The organism is Zobellia russellii (genome assembly GCF_018728565.1).
GTDB classification, from domain to species: Bacteria; Bacteroidota; Bacteroidia; order Flavobacteriales; family Flavobacteriaceae; genus Zobellia; species Zobellia russellii.
The window spans coordinates 396,458-422,292 of the sequence record NZ_JACSOI010000003.1; the positions used below are offsets into that span (position 1 = coordinate 396,458).

Here is a 25,835-nt window from a genome sequence, read left to right on the forward strand (position 1 = left end):
CGGAAAAATTCAGGTTAAAAAAAAGCCTTAAAAATTAATTTAAGGCTAAGATAATCTATTTTGATTGTATATTATGAACCACGTCTGTCAGTTGGTACATCGTCACCGTCTACTGAAGAACCGCGTCTGTCTGTTGGCACATCGTCACCGTCTACTGAAGAACCGCGTCTGTCTGTTGGCACATCGTCACCGTCTACTGAAGAACCACGTCTATCGGTTGGCACATCGTCACCGTCTACTGAAGAACCACGTCTGTCGGTTGGCACATCGTCACCGTCTACTGAAGAACCGCGTCTGTCTGTTGGAACATCGTCACCATCTACGGAAGAACCACGTCTATCGGTTGGCACATCATCACCGTCAACAGAAGAATCAACGTTTACATCATAAGCTGAATCTGTTTCGGTTTCACATGAGATTACTCCAAATGACATAATCGTTAATGCTAAAATGCTTGCTACTTTTTTCATAATTAAACCAGTTTTAGGGGGTTGTTGTTATTTCTTACACTGCTAAACTATTATTGTTTAATAGCATATTAACTAACTGAAAAAATGTAGTAGTAAAAGCACCAGTTTTGAGAGTAAACGGGTGAGTTTCAATAGAATTTAATTAATTAAGGGCTGAAATTGTGTTTTTTGACAATAAATCTTTAAGGCCATCAATGTTCTGTCTATAAGATTTAGAAAAAGGTAACTGCATTTTTGTTTGCTTTAAAGTGCAGTAAGATTTGCCATAACTAATACGAGAAATAAAGTTGGTGTTCACAATATAACTCTGGTGTATTCTTACAAAATTTTTAGGCAGTTGATTTTCGAAGGTTTTTAACGTTTTGTAGGCGTTATTTATTGTTCCATCCTTCATGACAAATTCCGTAGAATTGTTGTCTGCCTGAAGATAAAGAATGTCGTCTGTATTTATATACTGAAAATCTCGATATGATTTTAAGCAAAGGGTTTGGGGTTCTGCTTTTGCAGGTACTTGCTTTTTAAGACGTAGTATAGATTTCCTAATATCAAACTCATTATAAGGTTTTAGCCAATAATCAAAAAAACCGTTTTTAATGGCATCGTAGGCGTAATCCTTACTATTGGATATACCTATTATAATAGGAAGCTCGTTTATGTATTGATGAAGCTCCATAACCATGTGAAAATATTCGTACGCACTTTCGTTCAAATTTATGAAAACTACATCTGGAGAGTATTTTAAAATTGTATTAATGCCGTCCGTACTGTTCTGCGCCAGACCGGCACAGGTGAAGTCACCATAATCCTCCAAATAGTGCTGTAATTGCAAATTTGAAGTCGCATCTGAATCTATTATGGTGTAAGTATATTCCAAGACACATTATTTTGATGCAAATTAGTGACAGTAAGTTACATAGCTATAAAGATATTCCCCACAATATTTGGGGTTTTTATTTGGAATATAGAGGTTTTATTTGTATTTGAAGGAAAAAGATTACATTTTTATGTTAAATTTTGACCAAATCGTTAATTAGAACTTGTTTAAACAACTTTGTAGTACGCTTGTCTGATTTTTTTGTAGGTAAAAACTGAGTTGTAGCATATTGATTTAAGAGATTTATTCTGGTCGAACGGGGGCTCAAATAATTAATGCTGTATATGTTTTAGTCCAATTCAAAAAATTCGTAAGCTCCTAGGTCAGGAGACTCTGTACGCTCTGTTCCTAAGATGTCCAAAGGAATAGCAAGTGCATCTATTTTGTCCCCAATATTGAGGGCTTCGGAAGTAGAAGTTAATCTGAAGTTGTTCTTTTGGGTATCTTCAAATTCGGTCAGCCCATTTATAAGACTATTTTTGTATGTTATGTCATCTTCAAATTGGTACAATTCTCCGGAGTTGGATGGAATGTTGTTTTCATTCACCGTAATAAGACAAGAACTGAATAGAAAATTATAGGCATTTGAGCCATTGGAACCATGGGAAATTTCAAAATCGCCATTTCCGTCAATGATACAATTTTTAAAATCAGCTTTTATTAAATCTGCCCCATATGAATTATTTTGCGTGTCAGGTTCAAAATTGTTTATGGTCAATGCAGCGTTAGGTCTAAAGCTCTCCGTCCAATAATTGGCAATTGTGGTGTGCGTAAATGAATAGCTTCCTCCTAAGTTGCAATACAGAGAACTGTTCCCGGCACTACCCACAACAAGGTTCTTAGCTTCAATATACGCTGTTTTTCCCCATAGATTTATTTTGGAGCTATTGTAAATTTGAGAGTTTTCAATAGTTAAGGTAGGGGAGGATAACGAAGACTCACCCTGGGCAAAAATACCAACGGTAGCATTTTTAAGGGTGAGATAATTAATGGTATTGCTGCTGCTGCCCTCCTCTAAACGAATCCCTTGCCATTGTCCTGCCACATTGCCATATTCAGGTTCCAAACGGTCTCCTTCAAAAATGACCTCGTTCTCTAATAGCTCTTGATCTGAACTTAAGGCGCCATTGACCTTCAGGCTAGCTTTAGGGCGTACTGCCATTCCGGAATTTTGATGAAAAAACACTCGCGCGCCAGGGTCTAAAATTAGTTGCTGTTCGCTGGGAACTACGGCAAACCCGTAAATGACATAAGGCTTTTCATTGGTAAAGTGTAATTGGTCGTTTTTAAGCTCAAAGCCGGGAGCGCTTATATTATTTCCATCTGCATCTACATCAATTACGACCATTTCTTTTTCTCCTTTACTATTTCTATTGGGATAGAGAAATATTGCGTCTTGCACTAAAGTAACTAGAGGGATTTGTTGACTGTTGTTGCCTTGGTCAAATTGTAATATATCCGTGTATAAAAATTGATTTGTATTTTGGAGGGTTACAGTAGTTTCGATAAAAATATAGAGACTGTCTTGGGCCATTAGGGGAATGTCCGAAAAAGTTTTCCCGGCAACACCATCAACATTTAGGCGGTAAGAACTTGTTTCCCCTTGCTTTAATCCTATGAAGGGGATAGAAATATCATCTTTGCTCCGGTTGTATACTTTTAAACTGTATGTACTGCTACCAATATTGGAAAAAATAGTATCCAAAAAAACGGTGTCTTTTGAGAATTCAAGGTTTCCATTACTTGGTGCGTATTCAAAATCTTTACGACAGGACCCAGTGGATATAAATAAGGCAAGTAGTGCTATTGTCATTAAGTATTGCCTCATATCTTTTGTCTAAATATCTACTTTTAAAGCTGTTTTCAAACCATTTTTTCTAATTGCGAAATTATAGATTGACAACACTGGGCTATGAACGGGTGAAAAAATCCTTGATTTCATCCGATATGCGCATAGGTCTATATGTTTCGGCATTTAACAGACACCATTCTGTACTTGATTTTACTAACAGTTCTTTGGTCTTCTTATTGTGCATTTCTACAATTCTTATGGAAACGGCACCTTTGCTTTTTTGAATGTATGTGCTCATTTCAATAACATCACCTAGAACTGCAGCACTTTTATAGGTGATATGATGTGTCATTACCACCCAAATAATTCCTTTGCGCATTTCTTCTGGAGCAGCTTTCATCCAATGTTCTTTAGATATATCCTGCATCCATTGAACGTACCGTACATTGTTTACATGGTCAAGGTCATCTAGATCGTCTTCCTTTACGGTAATCGTTTTTTGATAACTCTGCATTTATTTTTTTTGGATTTTCACCTCAAACATCTTGTCCCATTCTTTACCGGTAACAAAAAACGTTTTCCTCTCCGGATGATATGCTATACCGTTTAAAACATTATCCGTATCGCTCCATGTAGCGTGGTGTGTAACCTTACTGCTAAGCCCACCAAAATTGATAACGCCTTCAATAGCACCGCTATTGGCATCAATAATCATAACACTTGGTTTTTGGTATACGTTGGCATATATTTTTCCATCTACATATTCCAATTCGTTGGCACTGTCGTTTATAGATTTGTTGGTCACGGTTTCTATATGACCTTCTTCAACCAAAGTTTCCGGGTTTAAAAACCATATTTTTTCTGTGCCATCACTTTTAAAGAGTTTTTTTCCATCGTTTGTCAACCCCCAACCTTCTTTACTTTCTCCAAACTGAAAATTATCAATTTTATCCAAAGTCTTTAAATCATAGATAAATCCAAGACCACTGCGCCACGTAAGCATGTAGATTTTATTGTTGAGAATAGTAATGCCCTCTCCAAAATAGGTTTGGTCCAAATCTACCTGTTGTAATACTTCGCCGGATTTAAAATCTACTTTTCGTAAAGAGGATCTTCCTTTTTTTCCTGTGCTCTCGTAAAGTGTATCGTTATAAAATTCAAGACCCTGTGTATAAGCTTTGTTATCGTGGGGGTACTCGTTTAGTATCTCGTAGGTGTAAATTTCCGGAGCATTTGGCGCCAGGAGTTTTAAATGCTTGGAAATCTCTACTGAGGCATCGTCATAGGAAACGGTTGCCGTAATTGTTTTGTCTCCTAAATGGGGCATGTTCAGTGAAATTTTGCCATCATTAACGGGAACCTCTTTACCATCAATTGCATACGTAACACTCTGAATGGTTTTATTCTTTTTGTTTTTGATGGAAACCGCTACATATTGTTTTTGCTGAAAGCTTTTACTGTTTCCTTCTAGTTGAATTTCGAATAGGGAAGAGGGAGAATTATCACCTCCACAGGCCATAAAAAGCATTAAAAAAAAGCAAAACGGGAAAAACTTTAAAGTTGTCATTACAAGATTAAATTTGGTTTAGCCTGATTTACAGGCATTTTTTAGTTGCACAAAAATAGCGAACTCAAAACAAATTGTTCATATAAAAATTAGAATGTAAAACGATTGCGAAAGAAACAAAAGGTTGTATATTTGCAGTCGGCAAGTCCTACACGACCAGCTCCTGTAGAATCCCCCAGGGTGGGAACGCAGCAAGGGTATACGGTTGTAGCGGTGCGATGTAGGTAGCTTGCCGATTTTTTTGCTCTAAATTCTTCAAATTATAAGGGCATTTGTTAAGTTTCTGTTTCAGCGCTTCTTCAAGGTTTAATTTCTTTTCTACTACACTATATTATTGTTATTTTGCACCCTTATGGAGCAAAAAATAGTATTGATTACCGGGGGGTCTTCAGGTATAGGAAAGTCCATTGGGTTGTATCTCAAGTCAAAAGGGTTTAAAGTTTATGGAACTACCAGAAATTTGGCTAGGCATCAGGATTTTGAGGTATTTGATTTACTTCAACTTAATGTTACGGATAATGAGAGTATCGTTTCTGCCGTAAATCAAGTCATAGCTGCTGAAGGAAGGATTGATGTGCTGGTGAACAATGCAGGGGTGGGGATTACTGGTCCTTTGGAAGAAACGCCTCCAGAGGAAGTACAAAAAGCTTTTGATACTAATGTGTATGGCCCGCTTAGAGTGGCCCAAGCTGTATTGCCCCAAATGCGAAAACAAGAAGGAGGAGTGATAATAAACATAACCTCCATAGCCGGATATATGGGCTTGCCGTATCGCGGAGTTTATTCTGCTACAAAAAGTGCACTTTCCATCCTCACCGAAGCTTTACGCATGGAAACCAAAGGGTTTGGAGTAAAGGTGGCTACTTTGGCCCCTGGAGATTTTGCTACAAATATTGCTGCAGGACGTTATCATTCACCTGTTTTAGAGAATTCGCCCTATAAGGAGCCGTATGTGAATACGTTGAAGATGATGAACGAAGATGTATCTAACGGAGATGATCCTATTGCAGTTGCTAAAAAGGTTTTTGAAATCATTGAAAACAAGAAGCCTAAGGTGCATTACAACGTAGGTTCGCCATTGCAGAAATTTTCTGTGGTACTCAAGCGAATTTTGCCAGATAAAGTATACGAGAAACTCTTGCTAAACCATTATAAGTTGTAATTTTGTTTCTTGGGAATTTAAGATTCCGCAAAACTTTGTATATCTCTAATATTAAACCTAATAAACTCTAGAAAATGAAATTTTTTATAGACACAGCTAATTTGGATCAAATACGGGAAGCACAGGAACTTGGTGTTCTTGATGGTGTAACTACCAACCCTTCTCTTATGGCCAAAGAAGGCATTACTGGAAGAAATAATATATTAAAGCATTACGTAGATATCTGTAACATTGTTGATGGTGACGTTTCTGCCGAGGTAATTTCAACAACTTTTGACGAGATGGTGAAAGAAGGTGAGGAATTGGCTGAGCTACATGAGCAAATTGTAGTGAAAATTCCAATGATCAAAGATGGTGTTAAGGCACTTAAATATTTTTCCGATAAGGGAATCAAAACCAACTGTACTTTAGTATTTTCTGCAGGACAAGCTTTGTTGGCAGCTAAAGCGGGAGCTACATATGTTTCTCCTTTCATAGGTAGATTGGATGATATTTCTACGGATGGTCTTAACCTAATTGCAGAAATAAGACACATCTATGACAACTACGCGTTCGAAACTCAGATTTTGGCTGCTTCTATTCGTCATACAATGCACGTAATTGATTGTGCTAAAGTTGGTGCGGATGTTATGACCAGTGGTCTATCTTCTATTACTGGACTTCTAAAACACCCATTAACGGATAGTGGTTTGGAGAAATTCTTAGCAGATTACAACAAGGGGAACTAATCTCGCTGTTTAATATAAATTAAAAAAGGGATGCTAAATAGCATCCCTTTTTTATACAAATATTTTATGTGTGGTAATCTAAATTAAAAAGAGGTATAGACATTTGCGAACGCATCTACAATGACCTTGTCATCTGTTATGATACACTTGTTTAACGGGTATATAATAAGTGACTTGGTTAACTCTTCAAAATCTGAAGACCGGTATTGTTTTGATTGATCCAAGCCGGACATCTCTAACATAGCCTTCCAGTTGGATTCGTTAGTTTTTATATTGATGCCTACGTAAGAATATTCAGGTTTTTTAGCAGAGAGGTGTTCAATTCTTCTTTTTATGTTCTCAAAATGCATCCTATCCGTGGCTGACCAAAAATAGAAAACTGTTTTATTGTTCTTGGCGGCAATCTCTCTCATAGTAAGTGTGGTGCCGTTTGTGCTCGTAACCGCTACATTGGGAATTTCTTTTTTAGGTTGAATGTTTTTAATGCCTTCATACAAAGCATCTATTTCATTCATATGCCTATTGTTGTTGCTCAACTCTCTGAAACCGCTAATAAATTCTTCGTTGTTTTCTTCGGAGTCATGAACCTTCAACAAATAATCAAATGCCACATATCTAAAAAGATTGTCCTTTAGTTCCTTTTCCTGAACTAGGCTATCTATAAGGTGAAGCTTGTGTTTGTTAAAATGAAGTTGATTACGAACTACATTATTTTTTATGCTGCATGCATGTGAGCAGGTCATGAAAGACATATTGCCAATATGGTTGATCATAAAATTGTAATAAGGCCTTAAATAGGTTAAATCCTTATCATCAAAAACCAAATCTTTTCTGTAATCGTAAAAATTAGAAGGAAGCTTTTTTAGTATTTCCTTTCCTGTAAGCCTTTTGTGTTTAAACGGATATTCCTCTTTGTAGGTGTTGTAGTTGTAGTTTACACTGGCGCTAGCGATCTTAAGCTCATTTTTAGAAAGCTTGTCTTCGCTTTTAATTTCGTCCAGTACATCTAACTTTAGTTGCTTTAAAGAGTCAATGCCTCGTTCAAAGTCTGTTGGATTCCATCGGTACATAGAGCGAACGGCACTTGCTTCTTCTTCATGTGCCAAAAATACTTCTAAAAGAAAATTGTTGAGTTCTTCTCCGTCTCCTGAAAATACCAAAGATTCATCAAAGTCTGATGTATTTAGACGAACCACTAAGCTGTCTCCTTGCTCTAGGTAAACATATTGTAATTCCGGGTCATGATTAAAATGGTACAGGCCTTCTGAGATAGAATCCAGAGAAAAGGCAAACCGGTTGTCCTCGTCCAATTCTGCCGAATCTATGACAACGTCTCCTTTTAATAGAACAATATGATTGCTGGTAGGATTAACAATTTCTCCAGAAAAAAATACAGTAGGAGAGCTTTTTTCTGCAGCACAACTTCCTAGAACAAGAAAAAAAAGATAGAGTAAATTTCTATTCATATAGGTATCGCTAACTGTGTAACGTTCAAAATTAAACAACCCTGTGGCAGTTTGCTGTTAATAGGGAGTTAAAAATGACAGGGTTGAGTTAAGGTTTAAGACAAAGTGAATGCTTTTTAAGTTTATTGGTCTAGGCCATTAAAATTCTGTATTTTTGCACGAATTTTAAAAAGAAAGCTATGCTGTCGGTATCAAATCTATCCGTACAATTCGGAAAAAGAGTCCTTTTCGATGAAGTTAACGTAACCTTTACTCAGGGTAACTGTTATGGGGTAATTGGAGCAAATGGAGCGGGAAAATCTACATTCTTAAAAGTTTTATCTGGACAAATAGAACCAACTTCGGGTCATGTAAACCTTGAGCCTGGTAAACGTATGTCCATCTTGGAACAGAACCACAACGCTTACGATGAGTCTACTGTTCTTGAGGCCGTTGTTATGGGGAATAAGCCGCTTTTTTCTATAAAGCAGCAGATAGATGCGCTTTATGCGGATTATACTGATGAAAATGCCGATAAAATTGGAGAGCTTCAGGTTCAGTTTGAAGAAATGAACGGCTGGAACGCAGACAGTAACGCTGCGGCCTTATTATCAAATTTGGGAATAACAGAAGAGTTTCATTATACCTTAATGTCGGATATAGATTCAAAACTTAAGGTTCGTGTATTACTGGCGCAGGCTCTTTTTGGAAATCCAGATGTATTGATTATGGATGAGCCTACCAATGACCTGGATTATGAAACCATCAACTGGTTGGAGAATTTCCTTGCAGATTATGAAAACACGGTAATTGTAGTTTCTCACGATAGACACTTTTTAGATTCGGTCTGTACCAGTATTGCCGATATTGATTTTGGTAAAATGAACCTGTATAGTGGTAACTATACATTTTGGTATGAAAGTAGCCAGTTAGCTTCTCGCCAGAGAGCACAACAGAATAAGAAGGCCGAAGAAAAGGCAAAAGAATTGCAAGAATTTATTGCACGTTTTAGTGCCAACGTTGCAAAAAGTAAACAAGCCACTTCTAGAAAGAAAATGCTTTCCAAACTTAAAGTAGAAGATATAAAGCCTTCCAGTAGAAGATATCCTGCCATTATTTTTGAAAGAGAGCGTGAAGCTGGTGACCAAATTTTGAATGTAGAAGGACTTTCTGCAAATTCGGAAGATGGAGATTTGCTTTTTGAAAATGTGAATCTAAACTTGGCCAAAGGCGATAAGGTTGCCGTTATTTCTCGTGACTCTAGGGCAACCACGGCTTTTTACGAGATTATAAATGGTCAAAAGAAGGCTGAGAAAGGTTCTTTTCAATGGGGGATTACTACTACACAATCATATTTGCCTGCAGACAACTCTGATTTCTTTACGGAGGATATAAGCTTGGTAGACTGGTTGAGACAGTGGGCAAAGACCGAAGAGGAAAGAGAAGAAGTCTACATTCGTGGTTTTCTAGGTAAAATGCTTTTTAGTGGCGAAGAAGCTCTTAAGAAGTGTACCGTACTTTCAGGAGGAGAAAAAGTACGTTGTATGTTAAGTAGAATGATGATGCTTAGAGCCAACGTAGTTATGTTGGACGAGCCTACGAATCACTTGGACTTAGAGAGTATTACCGCATTTAACAATAGCCTAAAGAATTTTAAGGGAACGGTCATGTTTACTACCCATGATCATCACTTTGCAGAGACGGTTGCCGATAGAATCGTGGAGTTGACCCCAAAAGGCAACATTGATAGATATTTATCGTTTGATGAATATATGTCTGACAAGACATTACGGGAGCAACGTAATAAAATGTATGACGTTGCTACGGTATAGCTTTTGTTAAACCAGTATTTTAAATGATGTAAGGGGGCGTTTTTTAAATTCAAGGACCCAAAACTTGAATTTAAAAAAGGCCCTTTTTTTGCTCAACTGGCAGGTGTTGGAAAAGTCATTTAGAATACATTAAAATGCAACAGATGAAAACCTACAATCTATTTTATGCCCTTATGGCGTTATTAGTCCTTATGGGTTGCAGCAAAACTGAGAGTGACTCACTTGGCAACGAAAAAGAGGAAGAAAAAAGCGTTCAAGCAGACTACACCTTGCTCGTTAACAACAAAGGAAGTTTAAGTGGTACATTGTTCAATGTAGAAGATGATGCCCTTACCATTAATCCGGAAAAGAGCAAATTTGCTTCCATGATGGTGCCTGATCTTTCGTTTCAAGAAAACAGTGTGTTGACCACGTATCATAAAAAATCCAATTGTAGCGGTGAGCTATCAATTCACGACTTTAACGATGATAGCAGTAAAACGTACCAAGTTTTTTCAGATTTAGGAGCGTGCAGTCTTACGGCAAAGTCAATTTTACGAAAAGGAGATATGCTCTACATTGCATACGAGCTTCATGTGAGCCCTACGGTAGATGAGTTTTATGTACGTGTTTTAAACGTGTCTGCCTCAGAAACAACTTCTTTGGACGTGAAACTTGACCAAAGACCTATTGAACTGGCATATGCAAACAAACGGCTATTTGTTTTAGGCGTTGATGATAATGTTACCGATGAAAACTCTATTACAGTAATGGATGCTAATGCCAATGCTGTTGTTCATAGTAAATTGGTAGGTTTTGATGTAAGGCGAATTTTCACAAACCCGGATGATAATATTATCATTAGTTATGATGATTTGCATAGTACAATGAACAGTGTAAGTCTTGCTATAACACATACCAGCTATGGTGTTGGAAAAGAACCTAATTTCACAAAATCTGCTTCTTTGCATTTTGATACGGAAGGTAAGATGTACTATGAGATGACACCTACGGCACATAGTATATTTCCAGTAATACCGGCTATTTATGATTTTGGCAAAAACTTAACCGTGTTGTACGCTTACGAAAATTTCATGACGGAAACTCAGCTCAATTTTGAATTTGAAGTTGAAAAAACAACAATGGTAAGCTATGACGAGGAGAACAATGTACTGTTGATAGGGTATAAAAAGAAAAGCGGGGAGAACAAAGGAGGGCTCTTGCTGGTAAAGCCGGCTCCTGAACCAAAATTTTTGAACAGTATAGATGTGGCAGGTATACCAACCTCTATATTTATAAACTAAGCACACCTGTAAAAGTTTAAAGGGCATTCCATAATTTGGTGGAATGTCCTTTTTTTATGATGTATAATACACTGCTAAGCGTTGTAAAATTTACTGTTCCAAATGGCGTGGTTAAAGTTTTTACCCAATGCAAACCCATAAAAAATAGCCACCGACGCAGAACATTTGAACATAAAAAAGAAAATAATAAAAAATTGAGCGTTAGAGCTGTTCTTTGAAAATAGACCTTCAGGCACCAATAGGGCCATAAAAAAACTTAGAAGAACTATGAGTAAAATTAAGTTTACAATATTTTTAAAAGGCCACATGAGCCATTTTCTTAGGGGGTGAAGGTCATTTCCCCATTTATGAATCAGATAAAAATAGTTGTTACCTATGGGGGCGAATAATACGGGGTCGTCCTTATCCTCTAATTTAAAGAGCTTGGAAGGCGCAAGAATTCTAAAACCTTTTAATTCAATACTGTGAGCTTCTTCAATCCGCTTTATTTCTGCTATGGCCTCCGCAGGAATTTCTCCTTTAAAATAATTGGATGTTAAAAAACGTAACCTGTAATCTATACAAATTGTCTTTATTTGCTCTACATGGTATATCCGGTTTGTTTCTAGTAAATCAAGATTAAAAGCGTTAGTAGCTGAACTGTTTTTATTTTGAAGGGTATTTCCAATTTTTTCTCTGCTTTCTATATCCCTGTTAAGAATCAGGTATAATTCGCTTAGGTTTTTATGGTCCGTTTCGGGGCGTATTTTGCTCAGTTTTTCTTCTATATTAACCTTTTTGAGTAGCATAATAGTGGGGTATATCTCAAATTTAGAAAATTTAAGAGGGATGTTTGAATTCCAAAATCACAAGTATTTGTTAATAATTTGTTAAAAATTAACATAAGAAGAGGTTTAAATAAGAAGATAAATTTCATATGTTGTAACTTGTCGAAGTATTTGAACCGTTAATCGACTACTTTAACAACTCCCTGCCTTATTTATATGAAATACCTTACTAAAGTTCTTTCTTGTGTGCTGATCTCTTCTTTTATCTCACTTACTGCTCAAGAAAGTGTAAGTAAATCAAATTCAACATATAAAAAATCCGAAGTTAAAAAATCTATAGTTAACTCTACGGCCACTTCTAAGAATCATCAAACGCTTTTGGCGGTAATGAAGGCTACAGATTTGGAGGACTTACTTGATCATGCAGGGCCTTTTACGGTATTTGCACCATCAGATTTAGCATTTCAAAAAATATCTGGAAAATCTGTTGAATATCTTTTGGATCCTGAAAACAGAAAAGAATTAAAAGATTTATTAACGTACCATATCGTTGCCGGCCATATAACTGCTTCCAAAATTTTAAAGGCCATGTGCAGGGGTGAAGGGAAAGCAACTTTTACCACGGTTCAAGGAGATATAATTACCGCAACAATGAAAGGTATAGATATCATTCTTAATGATAGCTTTGGAAATACGGCAACCATCGTGGTGGCAGATTCAAAGCAGCGCAACGGCGTTATTCATGAAATTGACAACGTTATCCTTCCAGGGAAAATTTAAGAGCTTCTTAATTTCCCCTTTTGTTCAGTTTCATTCTTATTACTACTTAATTACCTTAATTCGGCCCCTAATTCGTTTTGGTAGGTTTTTTCAAGCTTGCCCATAATGCGGTCTATTTGCTTGTCCGTTAACGTACGTTGGCTATCTTGTAATGTGAAGCTTACAGCATATGATTTTTTGCCTTTGGGCAGTTTATCTCCAGTATATACGTCAAAAAGATTGATATTCTTCAATAGCTTTTTTTCTGTTTTTCTGCCTAGTTCGTACACGTTTTGGAAAGTAACGGAATCATCCAATAGAAGGGCAAAATCTCGCTTTACCTCAGGGTATTTGGGTATTTCACGATAGGTAATGCTATTTTTCTCCGCATACGATATAACATTGTCCCAGTTAAAATCAGCATAAAGAACCTCTTGTTTAAGGCTCATTTTTTTAAGAATCGACTTTTTAACAATACCAAAAGAAACCAATTCCTTGGCTCCAACTTTTAAGCTTAAGCCTTCGGATAATGAGGTGTTGGAGGTAGGTTCTGGTGTGGCGTTGGTTACACCAAGACGGTTTAAAATATTAGTAACGATGGATTTCAAGAAAAAGAAATCGTTCACTTTATCCGTACCGGCCCAACCACCTTCATTACGGTTTCCGGTCAAATAAAGACAAAGGTGTTTGTCTTCTATATATTTAGACTTTTTCTGTTCGTAGGTTTTACCAAATTCAAACAACTTAAGGTTTAATTTTTTTCTGTTGTTGTTGTATAAAATGGTTTCTAACCCGGTAAATAACATGGAACGACGCAAAACGGAAAGGTCGTTGCTCAACGGATTCAACATTGTTACACTTTCCTCAGGAGCATTGTCTTCCAGCATTTGTGCGTTACCCGGAGCTGTTAAGCTATTGGTCATGATTTCATAGAAACCTTGTGAGGCTAAAAAGTCTCCTATTACGCTCTGTAGCTTATAATCATCAAACTTGGAGACAACCGCTGTTGAGGCGTTTAGTTTTGTGCCAAAGTTGATGTTGTTATAGCCGTAAACACGTAAAATTTCTTCTATAACATCTACTTCACGTTGTACGTCTACCCGGTAAGTAGGTATGGAAAGCCCAAGGCCAGCTTCGGTAACACTTTTTACCTTGATGTCCAAAGAAGCTAAAATAGATTTAATGGTATCCTGCGGAATTTCTTCACCTACAAGCGAGTATGTTTTTTTGAACGTTAGAAAAACCTGATGTTCATCAAATCTTTTTGGGTAAAAATCAATTATGTCCGAAGTAATGTCACCTCCAGCAATTTCCTTTATCAATAGAGCGGCCCGTTTAAGGGCGTATTCTACATTTTCTATATCAATACCTCGTTCAAACCGGAACGAAGCATCGGTATTCAACCCGTGTCTTTTGGCAGTTTTTCTAATCGCTACTGGGTTAAAGTAGGCGCTCTCAAGAAAAATGGAAGTTGTTTTTTCTGTTACTCCTGTGTTTATTCCTCCAAAAACCCCCGCAATACACATAGGTTTTTCAGAATCACAGATCATAAGGTCATCTTCATGTAGCTCCCGCTCTTCACCATCCAGTGTCATGAATTTGGTTCCGGCCGGAAGTGTTTTTACTATTACTTTTTTACCATGAATACGATCGGCATCAAAAGCATGCAGCGGCTGTCCTAGATCATGTAGTACATAATTGGTAGCATCTACAATATTGTTCATAGGATTAATACCTATGGCGCGCAATCTATTCTGTAACCAGGTAGGAGATGGTTTAACTTTTAAATTACTTAGAGTAATACCTGCATAACGCGGTACCAATTTGCTATCATCTACCTGAACCTGTAGCTTAAGAGAACGGTTGTCTATATTAAAATGACTGATAGATGGAGTGATTAGCTCTTTGGTAATTTCTTTTTGTTTTAAACCGGCTTTTAAATCCCTTGCCACACCGTAATGACTCATGGCGTCCGCACGATTGGGAGTAAGGCCAATTTCAAAAACTTCATCTATCTCAACATCAAAAATCTCCGAACAAGAGGTGCCGGGTTTAAGTTTGGAGTCCAATACAAGAATACCTTCATGACTAGAACCTAGGCCCAGTTCATCTTCGGCACATATCATACCATGGCTTTCTTCCCCGCGAATTTTCCCTTTTCCTATTTTCCAGGCTTTTCCTTCTGGGGTATATAGAGTAGTGCCAACAGTTGCTACAGGAACCTTTTGGCCCTTTGCCACATTGGGAGCACCACAAACTATATGTAACGGTGTGCCGGTACCAATATCTACGGTAGTAACTTTAAGTTTGTCGGCATTTGGGTGCTTTTCGCAAGTAAGCACATGTCCTACTACAATACCCTTTAATCCTCCTTTTATAGACTCAAAAGGACTGATTCCTTCTACTTCAAGACCTAAATCGGTTAAAAGTTCACCTGTTTTCTGGGAATCCCAATCAAGTTTAAGAAAATCTTTTAACCAGTTGTATGAAATCTGCATCGGTAAGTTTTAGTGGCGGTAAAGATAAAACAATGCTTTAAGACATTCAATACACAGCGCTACTGAATTACTCATTTTTTTGTTGTAAGTTTTTGGCATGTATTCCGATTGTAAAAGAAAATAAGTGATAATGAAGAGATTAATGTTTTTGTGGATAGTGGTAATGGTGTTGGTTTCCTGTAAGGAAGACAGGACACAGGGGCTGTCCGAAGGTATTTGGTTGGGGAAATTGCAAGTTATGGACGGAGAAAAGCTTCCTTTCAATTTTAATCTGAAAAAAGCGGAGAGCGGTGCGTACATAATGAAAATTTATAATGCCACCGAGGTAATAACAGTAGATGAGATTGTTATAAAGGGGGATTCCATACGCGTTCAAACCCCGGTATTTGAGGGATACATTTCGGGAAAATTTAACGAAAAGCGCATAGAAGGAAACTTTGTAAAAGAAAGCTTGGATAGGGTAGTGTCATTCGAGGCGATTTTTGGAGAGGAAGACCGCTTTTCCATTACTCAGCCATCTGCTGTAAATGTTTCCGGTATTTGGGAAACGGAATTTAGCCCTAATACGTCGGAGAGTTACATGGGAAGAGGAATTTTTGCTGAAAATGCTGGCAAGGTAACAGGAACTTTTAGGACTACCACTGGAGATTATAGGTATTTGGACGGAGTGGTAACAGGAGATTCCTTAAAACTTTCGGCTTTTGACGGAGCTCATGCCTTTTTGTTCAAAGCTCAGATAACGGACAGTACTTTGAACGGTATTTTTTATTCGGACAATCATTTTAAGGAGCCTTTTGTAGCTAAAAGAAACGAAAGTTTTGAGCTTCCGGACGCGGACTCACTTACATTTTTAAAGGAAGGCTATGATAAATTTGCGTTTTCGTTTCCAGATGGAAAAGGAAATATGGTTTCACTAACGGATAAAAGGTTTCAGGATAAAGTTGTTCTAGTGCAAATTATGGGCTCATGGTGCCCCAATTGTCTGGATGAGACTAAATTTTATGTCAATTACTTAAATGAAAATAGGGTTGAAGACATAGAGATAGTGGCCTTGGCGTTTGAGTATGCTAAAACAAAGGAACTTGCCTTTAAGAGTATTGAGCGTTTGAGACAGCGTATAGGAGTAGATTATCCAATTCTATTGGCTCAGTATGGTTCATCGGATAAAGAGGAAGCACAACAAAAATTACCAATGTTAAACCAGGTCCTGTCGTACCCTACCACTTTGTTCATTGATAAAAAAGGAGAAGTTAGAAAAATCCATACTGGATTTAACGGTCCTGCAACCGGAGATAAATATACCAAGTTCAAAAAGGAATTTGATGCGTACGTAAAAATGTTGGCAGGTGAGTAGGAATTAAATAATGGTAGATTTCCCCAAACCAATATTCTCGTCGTTTATGCTTGGGTTTTCATCAGATTCTACAATATTTTCTGATATAAAATCGCCTACATAATCCGTTCCGTATTTACTGCTGCCCAAAACATCTGTGGTAACTACCTTCTTCATAAAAGACTTGTGAACGGCAGCCACAATAGCGTTGGCTTCTTCGTTTAGATTAAAATGTTGCAACAACATAGCTGTACTTAAAATAGATGCTACAGGGTTGGCAATGTTTTTTCCTTTTGCTTGAGGGTATGAACCGTGAAAAGGCTCAAACATGGCGTTTTCGGCACCTACGGATGCGGAAGGTAGCAATCCCACGGAACCTAGAATAACACTCCCTTGATCAGATAAGATATCGCCAAACATGTTATCCGTTAGAACCACATCAAATTGGCGCGGGTTGAGCATCATTTGAACTGCTGCATTATCAATAAAAAGGCACTCTAAAGTAACTTCCGGATAACTTTTTGAGATATCCGTTACCGTTTTTCTCCAAAGTCTAGAGGATTCCAATACATTGGCCTTATCCACTAAAGTCAGTTTTTTGCGTCTTTTTTTAGCGGTTTTGAACGCTAAATGTGCAATACGACTTATTTCTTCTTCGGAATAGGAGCAAAGGTCGGATGCAGTTGTACCATCTGCACTCAATGTTTTTTCCCCAAAATAAATACCTCCCGTCAACTCCCTGAAAATAACAAGATCGGTATTGTCTACAATATTTCTTTTAAGTGGAGAGTTGTCCAAAAATGCAGGAAACATTTTTATGGGTCTAATACTGGCAAAAAGACCAAGTTCTTTGCGCAAACGCAATAGTCCTTGTTCGGGCCGTACTTTAGCTTCGGGATTGTTATCGTATTCCAAGGCGCCAATAGAGCCAAAAAGAATAGCATCGGATTCTCTGCACAGTTGCAAGGTTTTGTCCGGTAAAGGCCTTCCTGATCCGGACATGGCAATAGCACCAACGGGCGCTTCAACAAGTTCAAACCTATGGTTGAACGTTTCTTCGATCGCTTTAAGGCATTTCACGGATTGTGCCAATACTTCTGGACCTATCCCGTCACCGCCAAGGAGGGCAATTTTTAGCTGCATCTAGAGAATTTTTAAAGTGCTACCTGAATAAAACCCACAAGAAAGTGATTTTAATCATAGGAAGCTAAGATTAAAAATTTTTAGGACATTATGGCTAAAAAAAGATTAAAATATAAAAGGATCAGACCTCCAGTATATTTGCTTAGGAAATACTCTCTATAGTAATATTGCTGGCCTCAATGATTTTTGGAATATCTTGATCCGAAATTTCTTTGTGGCTATCTGCAAATTTCAAGAACTCTTGATATACCTCGTCTAGTTGAAGTTTTGTCAACTCATACCCCACTAATTTGGCTCTGTAAGCCAAAGCAGCTCTACCGCTTCTTGCGGTAAGAACAATAGATGATTCGTTAACACCGACATCCGCCGGGTCAATAATTTCGTAAGTTTCCCTATTTTTTATGACGCCATCTTGGTGAATTCCGGAACTATGGGCAAAAGCATTGGCGCCCACAATAGCCTTGTTGGGCTGTACTATCATTCCCATTTTTTGAGAAACCATTTGGCTTGTGTCAAAAAGCAATTTACTGTTAATGTTGGTGTCTAGGTTTAAGCTAGGATGCTGACGTAAAATCATTACAACTTCTTCCAAAGAAGTATTTCCGGCACGTTCGCCAATACCATTAATTGTACATTCTATTTGGCGGGCACCGTTTATAACGCCCGCAATGGAGTTTGCTGTTGCCAAACCTAAATCATTATGGCAATGACAAGAAAGTGTAGCCTTATGTATTCCGGTTACATTTTCTTTTAAGTATTTCATTTTTGCACCATATTCTTCTGGCAAACAATATCCTGTTGTATCTGGAATATTCAAAACAGTGGCACCTGCCTTTACTACGGCTTCACAGACCCTGGCCAAGAACTCGTTGTCGGTTCGGCCGGCATCTTCAGCATAAAATTCAACATCCTCAACAAAAGTTTTGGCATAACTTACGGCGTCTACCGCTCTTTCGATTATGGCATCCCTATTGGAATTGAACTTGAATTTTATGTGAGAGTCAGAAGTTCCTATACCTGTATGTATACGAGGCCTTTTGGCATGTTTAAGTGCGTCTGCAGCAACTTCAATGTCTTTCTTTACCGCACGGGTAAGTCCGCAAACAGTAGCATTTTTAACGAGTTGCGATATCTGGGTAACGGATTTGAAATCACCGGGACTCGATACAGGAAAACCAGCCTCAATAATATCTACTCCTAAATAATCCAGTCGTTCAGCGATTACTAATTTTTGTTCAGCATCTAATTTACAACCGGGCACCTGCTCACCATCACGAAGTGTTGTATCAAAAATTTGTACCTTATCTTTACTCATTATATCTTGTAGTTTAGCTAACTTAGGAACTGCTTGCAATAATTTCTTTGTCTACAAATATCATATTTTGTACTGTTATATCAACATTTTTTAATAACCTTAGCCCTGTCTTTTGCCAAAATGGGTAGATTATTGTACAAACGTCTATATGTTAGGATCCAAACAAAAAATGGCAATAAAGTTCAATACGAATATATAACCAATAGAGCGAACCACCTAGTACCTGCATTAAATAGTACAACGTTAAGCTGGTTTTTTGGTTGTTTAATATATTGATAATAAGTAAATTAAATAATATTTTTTACGATGACAAATGCGCACAGAGATGCTTTGTTCGTGCTGGTGAAATCTCTTTCAAAATCCGAAAAGCGCCAATTCAAATTATACGTGGGGCGATTGGGGGTAAATACCGATGCTAAATTCTTGGCTTTGTTCAACCTAATGGACAAGCTTAGAAAGTATGATGAAAAGGCGATTTTGGATAGCGGAATCGTTAAAAAAGCACAGTTATCTAATCTTAAAGCGCATCTATATAAACAAATTTTGGTGAGCTTAAGGTTGAATCCGGTGAACCAAAATATTCGGGTTCAAATACGGGAACAATTAGATTTTGCTACAATTCTTTATCAAAAGGGACTTTACAAACAAAGCCTAAAAATTCTTGACAAGGCAAAATCTACCGCCATAGAGAACGAAGAGAAGAATATAGCTTACGAAATAGTGGAACTGGAGAAAATTATTGAAACCCAGTATATTACCCGTAGTATTCCCGATAGGGCAGATGAGTTGGCCATACAGGCCAAAGAGCTTTCCGCACAGAATGTAATGACCAGTAAATTGTCTAATCTTTCTTTGCAGCTATACGGTATTATGTTAAAAGTAGGCTATGTTAGAAGTGATGAAGACTATAATCGTGTAAAGACTTATTTTGAAACCCATTTGCCCAAATATCAATTAAAGGATTTAGGTTTTAGGGAGAAATTATGGTTATATAAGGCACATCTTTGGTACAGTTTTTTAACCCAAGATTTTCTGTCTTCGTACAAGTATGCTACTAAATGGGTAGATCTTTTTTATGAGCATGAAGAGCAAATACATCTTAATCCGGTTTTCTTTTTAAAGGGAAACCACTATTTGCTAGAATCTATTTTTTATGTAAAATACAGTTCTCACTTTAGGGAAGTTTTAGAACGGTTGGAAGCCGTAGTGGAAAGTAAGAGTTTTCCAAAAAACGATAACATTGCGTCTTTATCATTTCTGTACATTAATGCGAATAAATTAAACCTTCATTTTTTGGAAGGGACTTTTAACAAGGGCCTGTATCTGGTTAAAATTGTTGAATACGGAATAAATAAGCACAAAGACCGTATAGATGCTCATCATATCATGGTGTTGTACTATAAAATAGCCTGTTTGTATTTTGGAATTGGCGATAATAAAACTTGTATACAATACCTCAAGAAAATAATAAACAACAAGAATTTGAAAATGAGGGAAGACCTCATGTGTTTCGCACGGGTTTTAAGTTTGGTGGCGCATTATGAGGCGGGAATGGACTATCATTTAGAAATTCAGTTAAAGAGTACCTATAAGTTTCTTTTAAAGATGAACGATCTACACGCGGTTCAAAAAGAGATGATAAAGTTTCTAAGAAACCTCGGGAACATTTTTCCCAACGAACTGAAAAACGAATTTCAAAAATTGCACACGGAGCTTAAAAAATATGAGGATCATCCCTATGAAAAGAGGGCTTTTCTGTACTTAGATATTATTTCTTGGTTAGAAAGTCATTTAGAAAACAGACCTGTGGCAGAAATTATTCGTGAAAAGGCTATGGCCGTAAAAAGATAACATTTGGGGTCCAATACTTCTTTTAACATCAAAAACTTTCTGGAAATTAACTTGGCCATGGTACTATTAAGTACTTCTGGTCCTTTAGGTAGGTTTATAGAGCTGCCCGTACCTATAACCATTGGTATTAGATCTTTAATAGCACTTCTGCTATTGTTTCTCTATTGCCGCTTAAAGGGAATTTCATTTGGGTTGAGTAGTAAAGATAGGATGCCAGTACTAGTAAGCGGAGTCCTTATGGGGGTGCATTGGTTGGCTTATTTTATGGCTTTACAAAAATCCAATGTGGCCATAGGTATGCTTTCATTATTTACGTATCCTGTGATTACCGCTTTTCTAGAGCCCCTGTTTCTTAAGACAAGGTTTCAGAAAATGCATTTGTTGTTGGGTATTTTGGTGCTTTGTGGCATCTATTTTTTGGTACCTGATTTTAGTTTTGAGAATAGTTATACCGTGGCCATTGGTTTTGGTGTGTTTTCTGCACTGTGCTACGCGGTCCGTAATTTAATATTAAAGAAACAGGTAGATACTTATCCGGGATCGGTTTTAATGGTGTATCAAATGGCAATAATTTGTATAATGCTTGCGCCAGCTTTTTTTTATTACGAACTAGAAGCTATACCTGGCCAATGGGCGGGACTATTAGGATTGGCGGTAGTGACTACGGTCTTTGGCCATACTATGTTCGTAAATTGTTTCAAATACTTTTCTATTACCACTATTAGTATTTTGAGTAGTATTCAACCTGTTTATGGAATCCTAATCGGTGCTTTGGTTCTATCGGAAATCCCGGCATGGTCTACCGTTATAGGTGGATGTTTGATACTTACTTCGGTTATCGTGGAGAGTGTCCGGTCGTACAGGTAAGTTTTCTAGTAAAGAAACGAAGGATGCTAATCATATTTATTCGAGTTCCTTACAGTTGAAATTCTGAATTTTCAATAAATCTATAACGGTTTTGTTTGAGCAGTTTCTGCTCTCTATGCGAAGAATATTATCGCAATCCTCTAGATCAAAATTCCAGTGAGATTCGCCAAATAAAACGTCTAAATACGGTTTTAAGTTGGCGACTTGGGTTTTGTTTTGAACGCTCGTTTTAAAAACGTGTACCATGTTTTAAAATTTAATAAGACGGTTTGTGTAAATAGTGATTGATATAAAAATAAGCAAGAATCAGAAAGGAACTCACGGTTGCAGTTTGCGAAGGATTTTATTATCAATATAGAAAGTGCCGAATGGAATAAAACACGCTAAAATTACTTTCCATGTTGTGGTTCGGAATCTCCAATTTTGCTCAATTCCAACGCTCAAGGTATTTATAACAAAGAGCATGAAAATAGCACCGTGAATAGGGCCTAATGATTTTGTTAGACTTGGTTCGTTAAAATAATGTTTCATAGGTGCAGCAATGAAAATAAGCACCAAAAGTGAAATGCCTTCTATGAAGCCAATTATACGTAAACGACCCACTTTTGAGTTAAGTAAATTCTTCATAATTATCTGATATAAGGTCTGTTTGCTAATGGTGAAAATGGCCATGGGATGGCAATACATATGATACATAGGGCAATTAGGAACCAGATGAGAATGGTCCGGAATTTTTCTTTATCCGTTGGTTTTCGTTTTGCCATAGCAGAACCAATAGTAATCAAGACTATTGCAGATAGCATTAGAATCATGTGCAATAAGCTATAAAATAGGGCTTCAAGGTTGTTTACGGCTTCACCTAAATTCTTCCAAAAATATTTTATGATAGGACTTTGGGAGTAAAGAATAAGGCCGATTACAAGTTGAAGGTGAGCAATTGTCGCCGTCCAATGTCTAATGAGATTATCAATTTTGGAGAATTTTAAGTTTTGAAAATAACCCCTACAGGCCTTAAAAATAGAGATGATTAGAGAAGCAAGAACAAACCATCGTATAATAGAATGATAGTACAGGAGCGATTGATACATTGGTGTTTCATTAAGATCAATGCAAATCTAATAAAAAACATACTACGTAGTATGTTTTTGTTTGTCTAAGTTATTTCAGGTGGTCTAAATATGTTTTAAGTTCTTCTAAATAAGAATGATAAATGTCTGCACTGTTAAATATTTTTCCCAAGTTACGAACGCCCCAATAGCCAGATAATATAAAATGGGCTACCTGTTTTGGGTTTGCATTTCCAGATAAAGCTCCGCTGTCAATTCCTATTTGTATGCTATTTTCTAGACTTGTTTGCCATTCCATTACCAATTCATTAAGTGCTTCGGAAAATTTAGGGTTCCATGGTGTCATCTCTTGGGCTAAGTTGCTTATGGGACAGCCATTTTCAAATTGTAAGAAAGGAGTTTCCAGCAAAAGAGATTTTATTAAAGCGTAAATACCTTCTGTTGGGTCTTTGGAATTTTGCAATGGGGCTAGAAATGCCGACTGTATCTCTGGCTTAACGATTTCGTTTATAATTGCTATTCCCATTTCATCTTTTGTTTTGAAATGATAGTAGAAGGCACCTTTAGTAACTTGTGTGGTAGCAATTATTTCATCAATACTGGTGGTTTGGTACCCTTTTTTATATATGAGTTGAAAAGACTTCTGAAGGATAGTGTTACGTGTGTTTGATGCTTTGCCCATAAAAGATACTAATTAGTATGATTCTGCAAAGTAACCAAAAAAAACGCTCATAAGAATAGATTTCCTTACGAGCATTTTTTAGAATGCATTCAAGTCTAAGTCTGTAAATGATAAATAGAAAGCTAACCTTATTCCTGTTGGAAATTAACTATTCTATTCATGGCTTATAGATAAAATCGACGGTAAGCTATTTAATTACTTTTTTCTTGGTTGGTGCCAGGAGTAAAATTTCCACCCTGATATTGGTTGATAAGTCCATCTCCCAGTTTTTGAAATTCTTCGTTCTGCGCCATTTGACGCACTTTTACCGGGTCAAAGTTCCCGTTAAAATATAGAAAAGAACCATTTTGATTATTGTTATTATAAATCAGGATTTCTTTTACGGCATCTCTTTTTTCACGTATGCTTACCACATTACGCTTTAGTTCATCGTTTTTTCGGTATACTTCAATAAAAGAACTGCCCGTTATGCCGTTCATTTGTTTGTTTAAAAATTCGGTTTTCGCAGCAGTTGTGCTGGGAAAAGACATGTAACGCAAATCTTTGGTATTGCCAACAAGGGATTTCATTTCGGGAGAGATGCCACTAATGAGCGAGAGCATAAAACGGGGTACCCGTACGGCCGTTACATGGTCGTCTTCTTTGTGGGCGTTGTAGAAAGTGTCTATTGAATTATAAGTACCGCATGAGGCAAGCAGTACAAGACTGCAAAGGATTAGTGTTCTTCTGATCATGGTCTTGTGTTTATACAGTTAAATATACTGTTTTTAACAACAAGCGTTCCAAACTGGGTCATTAGGGGGCGGGGCCACTATTTCTAAAGCTTCTTTTTTTACTGGATGCACAAACTTTAGTTTACGGGCGTGCAAATGAATACTGGCATTGGGATTGCTTCGGTCAAAACCGTATTTTAAATCTCCTTTTATAGGACAACCTATAGCAGCCAATTGTGCCCTAATTTGGTGATGGCGACCGGTATGTAAATCTATTTCAAGAAGGAAATAACGGTCTAGTTTTTTTATCACCTTATATTCCAAAACCGCTTTTTTGCTATCCGGAACCTCTTTGGAATGGGCGTAGGATTTATTTTGTTTGGGATTACGCTTTAACCAATGTGTAAGGGTGTCTTGACTTTTGCTAGGGGCATTTTTTACGATGGCCCAATAGGTCTTTTTTGCTTCTTTTTCGGCAAACAATTTGTTTAGACGGGGTAGGGCCTTTGACGTTTTTGAAAAGACCACAATACCCGAAGTGGGGCGGTCTAGCCTATGGGCCACCCCTAAATAAACATTCCCCGGCTTATTGTACTTTTCTTTTATATACAGTTTAACCACCTCGCTAAGCGGCATATCCCCGGTCTTATCGCCCTGCACAATATCTCCCGGCCGCTTGTTTATGGCAATCAGGTGATTGTCTTCGGATAGAACCAATAGATTTTTGGGGTCGGAAATAACTTTATTGGCCACTGGAGCAAATAATTAGAGTTGGTAAAACGGACTTAGTATTGCTCGTCATCGTTAGGGAAATCCCTGTTCTTTACATCGGTAACATATTGCGAAATGGCACTTCCCATTTCTTCATAGAGATTCATATAACGGCGTAAAAACCTTGGGTTAAACTCATGGGTCATACCTAACAAATCATGAATTACAAGTACTTGTCCATCTGCATGCTTACCACCGCCAATACCAATGGTAGGAATAGAAATACTTTCGGAAACTTTTTTGGTCAATGCTGCCGGAATTTTCTCCAGAACAATGGCAAAACACCCTAGTTTCTCAAGGAGTTTGGCATCTTCTATTAATTTTTCAGCTTCCTCTTCCTCTTTGGCGCGAACCGTATAGGTGCCAAACTTATAAATGGACTGCGGTGTAAGCCCTAAGTGGCCCATAACCGGTATGCCCGCATTCAATATTCTCTTTACAGATTCTTTAATTTCTACACCACCTTCCAGTTTTACGGCATGTGCACCACTTTCTTTCATAATTCTAATAGCGGAGCGGAGTGCTTCTTTAGGATCGCTCTGGTAACTCCCAAAAGGAATATCCACAACCACCAAAGCTCTTTCTATAGCACGAATAACGGAAGTAGCATGATAGATCATTTGATCTAAGGTAATAGGCAGGGTAGTTTCGTGGCCCGCCATAACGTTACTTGCGGAATCACCTACAAGAATAACATCTACATTGGCAGAATCTACAATCTTGGCCATAGAATAATCATATGCAGTAAGCATAGATATTTTTTCGCCGTGCTTTTTCATGTCCACTAAAGACTTTACCGTTACTCTCTTATATTCTTTCTTTGCCGTTGACATAGTAGTTTTGTTTTGGTGGGATAAATGTAAGGAAAATGTTGGGTTTAGAGGCTAAACGCCGTTGCCTTCTAGTATATAGAGAT

General features: G+C 37.4%; 25 protein-coding genes and 1 other RNA gene. 9 read left to right on the forward strand and 17 right to left on the reverse strand.

Features of this window, described 5'->3' with window-relative positions:
• Positions 1-71 precede the first annotated feature (71 nt).
• The 5 genes from H9565_RS09815 to H9565_RS09835 all read right to left on the reverse strand — a co-directional run bounded on the left by H9565_RS09815 (position 72) and on the right by H9565_RS09835 (position 4,703).
• On the reverse strand, positions 72-470 hold the full coding sequence (locus H9565_RS09815) for a hypothetical protein (protein ID WP_215439084.1): 399 nt from the start codon (positions 468-470) through the stop codon (positions 72-74).
• A 142-nt stretch (positions 471-612) separates the two neighbouring features.
• On the reverse strand, positions 613-1,344 hold the full coding sequence (locus H9565_RS09820; RefSeq protein WP_215439086.1) for a LytR/AlgR family response regulator transcription factor: 732 nt from the start codon (positions 1,342-1,344) through the stop codon (positions 613-615).
• Between the two features lie 289 nt (positions 1,345-1,633).
• Complete coding sequence (locus H9565_RS09825; RefSeq protein ID WP_215439088.1) at positions 1,634-3,172, reverse strand: hypothetical protein; 1,539 nt, start codon at positions 3,170-3,172, stop codon at positions 1,634-1,636.
• Between the two features lie 82 nt (positions 3,173-3,254).
• Positions 3,255-3,650: an acyl-CoA thioesterase gene (locus H9565_RS09830; protein ID WP_215439090.1), complete on the reverse strand. Its 396-nt coding sequence runs from the start codon at positions 3,648-3,650 to the stop codon at positions 3,255-3,257.
• Complete coding sequence (locus tag H9565_RS09835) at positions 3,651-4,703, reverse strand: glutaminyl-peptide cyclotransferase (RefSeq protein ID WP_215439092.1); 1,053 nt, start codon at positions 4,701-4,703, stop codon at positions 3,651-3,653.
• 139 nt (positions 4,704-4,842) lie between these two features.
• Between H9565_RS09835 and ffs the strand changes: the two genes are divergently transcribed.
• From ffs to fsa, 3 genes are all read left to right on the forward strand, one after another.
• Positions 4,843-4,941, forward strand: an RNA gene (gene ffs / locus H9565_RS09840) — signal recognition particle sRNA small type.
• Positions 4,942-5,055: 114 nt separating this feature from the next.
• Positions 5,056-5,865 (forward strand): SDR family oxidoreductase, encoded by an 810-nt coding sequence (locus H9565_RS09845; protein WP_215439094.1) that lies wholly within the window; start codon positions 5,056-5,058, stop codon positions 5,863-5,865.
• A gap of 74 nt (positions 5,866-5,939) precedes the next feature.
• On the forward strand, positions 5,940-6,593 hold the full coding sequence (gene fsa, locus H9565_RS09850) for a fructose-6-phosphate aldolase (RefSeq protein ID WP_215439096.1): 654 nt from the start codon (positions 5,940-5,942) through the stop codon (positions 6,591-6,593).
• 83 nt (positions 6,594-6,676) lie between these two features.
• On the opposite strand, the gene H9565_RS09855 is transcribed toward fsa, so the two are convergent.
• The gene (locus H9565_RS09855) at positions 6,677-8,059 is read right to left on the reverse strand and encodes a transaldolase (RefSeq protein WP_215439098.1); all 1,383 of its coding nucleotides are present in this window, start codon (positions 8,057-8,059) and stop codon (positions 6,677-6,679) included.
• Between the two features lie 179 nt (positions 8,060-8,238).
• Between H9565_RS09855 and H9565_RS09860 the strand changes: the two genes are divergently transcribed.
• Positions 8,239-9,870, forward strand: coding sequence for an ABC-F family ATP-binding cassette domain-containing protein (locus tag H9565_RS09860; protein ID WP_215439100.1), 1,632 nt, complete (start codon positions 8,239-8,241; stop codon positions 9,868-9,870).
• A gap of 143 nt (positions 9,871-10,013) precedes the next feature.
• Positions 10,014-11,153 (forward strand): hypothetical protein, encoded by a 1,140-nt coding sequence (locus H9565_RS09865; RefSeq protein WP_215439103.1) that lies wholly within the window; start codon positions 10,014-10,016, stop codon positions 11,151-11,153.
• Positions 11,154-11,227: 74 nt separating this feature from the next.
• Here the strand turns inward: H9565_RS09865 and H9565_RS09870 are convergent, their stop codons facing one another.
• Complete coding sequence (locus tag H9565_RS09870) at positions 11,228-11,941, reverse strand: hypothetical protein (RefSeq protein ID WP_215439105.1); 714 nt, start codon at positions 11,939-11,941, stop codon at positions 11,228-11,230.
• 195 nt (positions 11,942-12,136) lie between these two features.
• Here H9565_RS09870 and H9565_RS09875 point away from each other — a divergent pair, with 195 nt between their 5' ends.
• Positions 12,137-12,700 carry a fasciclin domain-containing protein gene (locus H9565_RS09875; protein ID WP_215439107.1) on the forward strand — a complete coding sequence of 188 codons (564 nt, stop codon included), beginning with the start codon at positions 12,137-12,139 and terminating at the stop codon, positions 12,698-12,700.
• A 50-nt stretch (positions 12,701-12,750) separates the two neighbouring features.
• On the opposite strand, the gene pheT is transcribed toward H9565_RS09875, so the two are convergent.
• Entirely contained in the window at positions 12,751-15,177 is a 2,427-nt protein-coding gene (gene pheT, locus H9565_RS09880; RefSeq protein ID WP_215439109.1) for a phenylalanine--tRNA ligase subunit beta, read from the reverse strand.
• A 130-nt stretch (positions 15,178-15,307) separates the two neighbouring features.
• Between pheT and H9565_RS09885 the strand changes: the two genes are divergently transcribed.
• Positions 15,308-16,531 carry a TlpA disulfide reductase family protein gene (locus tag H9565_RS09885; RefSeq protein WP_215439111.1) on the forward strand — a complete coding sequence of 408 codons (1,224 nt, stop codon included), beginning with the start codon at positions 15,308-15,310 and terminating at the stop codon, positions 16,529-16,531.
• Between the two features lie 3 nt (positions 16,532-16,534).
• On the opposite strand, the gene leuB is transcribed toward H9565_RS09885, so the two are convergent.
• Positions 16,535-17,653: a 3-isopropylmalate dehydrogenase gene (gene leuB / locus H9565_RS09890; RefSeq protein ID WP_215439112.1), complete on the reverse strand. Its 1,119-nt coding sequence runs from the start codon at positions 17,651-17,653 to the stop codon at positions 16,535-16,537.
• Between the two features lie 142 nt (positions 17,654-17,795).
• Positions 17,796-18,968: a 2-isopropylmalate synthase gene (locus tag H9565_RS09895; RefSeq protein ID WP_215439114.1), complete on the reverse strand. Its 1,173-nt coding sequence runs from the start codon at positions 18,966-18,968 to the stop codon at positions 17,796-17,798.
• 306 nt (positions 18,969-19,274) lie between these two features.
• Here H9565_RS09895 and H9565_RS09900 point away from each other — a divergent pair, with 306 nt between their 5' ends.
• Both H9565_RS09900 and H9565_RS09905 read left to right on the forward strand, forming a co-directional pair.
• Positions 19,275-20,819, forward strand: coding sequence for a hypothetical protein (locus H9565_RS09900; RefSeq protein ID WP_215439117.1), 1,545 nt, complete (start codon positions 19,275-19,277; stop codon positions 20,817-20,819).
• Positions 20,820-20,822: 3 nt separating this feature from the next.
• Entirely contained in the window at positions 20,823-21,686 is an 864-nt protein-coding gene (locus H9565_RS09905) for a DMT family transporter (RefSeq protein WP_246560477.1), read from the forward strand.
• A gap of 36 nt (positions 21,687-21,722) precedes the next feature.
• Here the strand turns inward: H9565_RS09905 and H9565_RS09910 are convergent, their stop codons facing one another.
• The 7 genes from H9565_RS09910 to panB all read right to left on the reverse strand — a co-directional run bounded on the left by H9565_RS09910 (position 21,723) and on the right by panB (position 25,752).
• Entirely contained in the window at positions 21,723-21,932 is a 210-nt protein-coding gene (locus tag H9565_RS09910; RefSeq protein ID WP_215439118.1) for a hypothetical protein, read from the reverse strand.
• 72 nt (positions 21,933-22,004) lie between these two features.
• Entirely contained in the window at positions 22,005-22,313 is a 309-nt protein-coding gene (locus H9565_RS09915; protein ID WP_215439120.1) for a DUF3817 domain-containing protein, read from the reverse strand.
• 2 nt (positions 22,314-22,315) lie between these two features.
• Positions 22,316-22,774, reverse strand: a complete 459-nt coding sequence (locus H9565_RS09920) for a hypothetical protein (RefSeq protein WP_215439122.1) — start codon at positions 22,772-22,774, stop codon at positions 22,316-22,318.
• 70 nt (positions 22,775-22,844) lie between these two features.
• Entirely contained in the window at positions 22,845-23,435 is a 591-nt protein-coding gene (locus tag H9565_RS09925; protein ID WP_215439124.1) for a TetR/AcrR family transcriptional regulator, read from the reverse strand.
• Between the two features lie 191 nt (positions 23,436-23,626).
• Positions 23,627-24,169, reverse strand: a complete 543-nt coding sequence (locus H9565_RS09930; RefSeq protein WP_215439126.1) for a DUF4252 domain-containing protein — start codon at positions 24,167-24,169, stop codon at positions 23,627-23,629.
• A gap of 33 nt (positions 24,170-24,202) precedes the next feature.
• A complete protein-coding gene (locus H9565_RS09935; protein ID WP_215439128.1) occupies positions 24,203-24,901 on the reverse strand; it encodes an RluA family pseudouridine synthase in 699 nt (232 codons plus the stop codon).
• A 32-nt stretch (positions 24,902-24,933) separates the two neighbouring features.
• Positions 24,934-25,752, reverse strand: a complete 819-nt coding sequence (gene panB / locus H9565_RS09940) for a 3-methyl-2-oxobutanoate hydroxymethyltransferase (RefSeq protein WP_215439130.1) — start codon at positions 25,750-25,752, stop codon at positions 24,934-24,936.
• Positions 25,753-25,835: the final 83 nt, after the last annotated feature.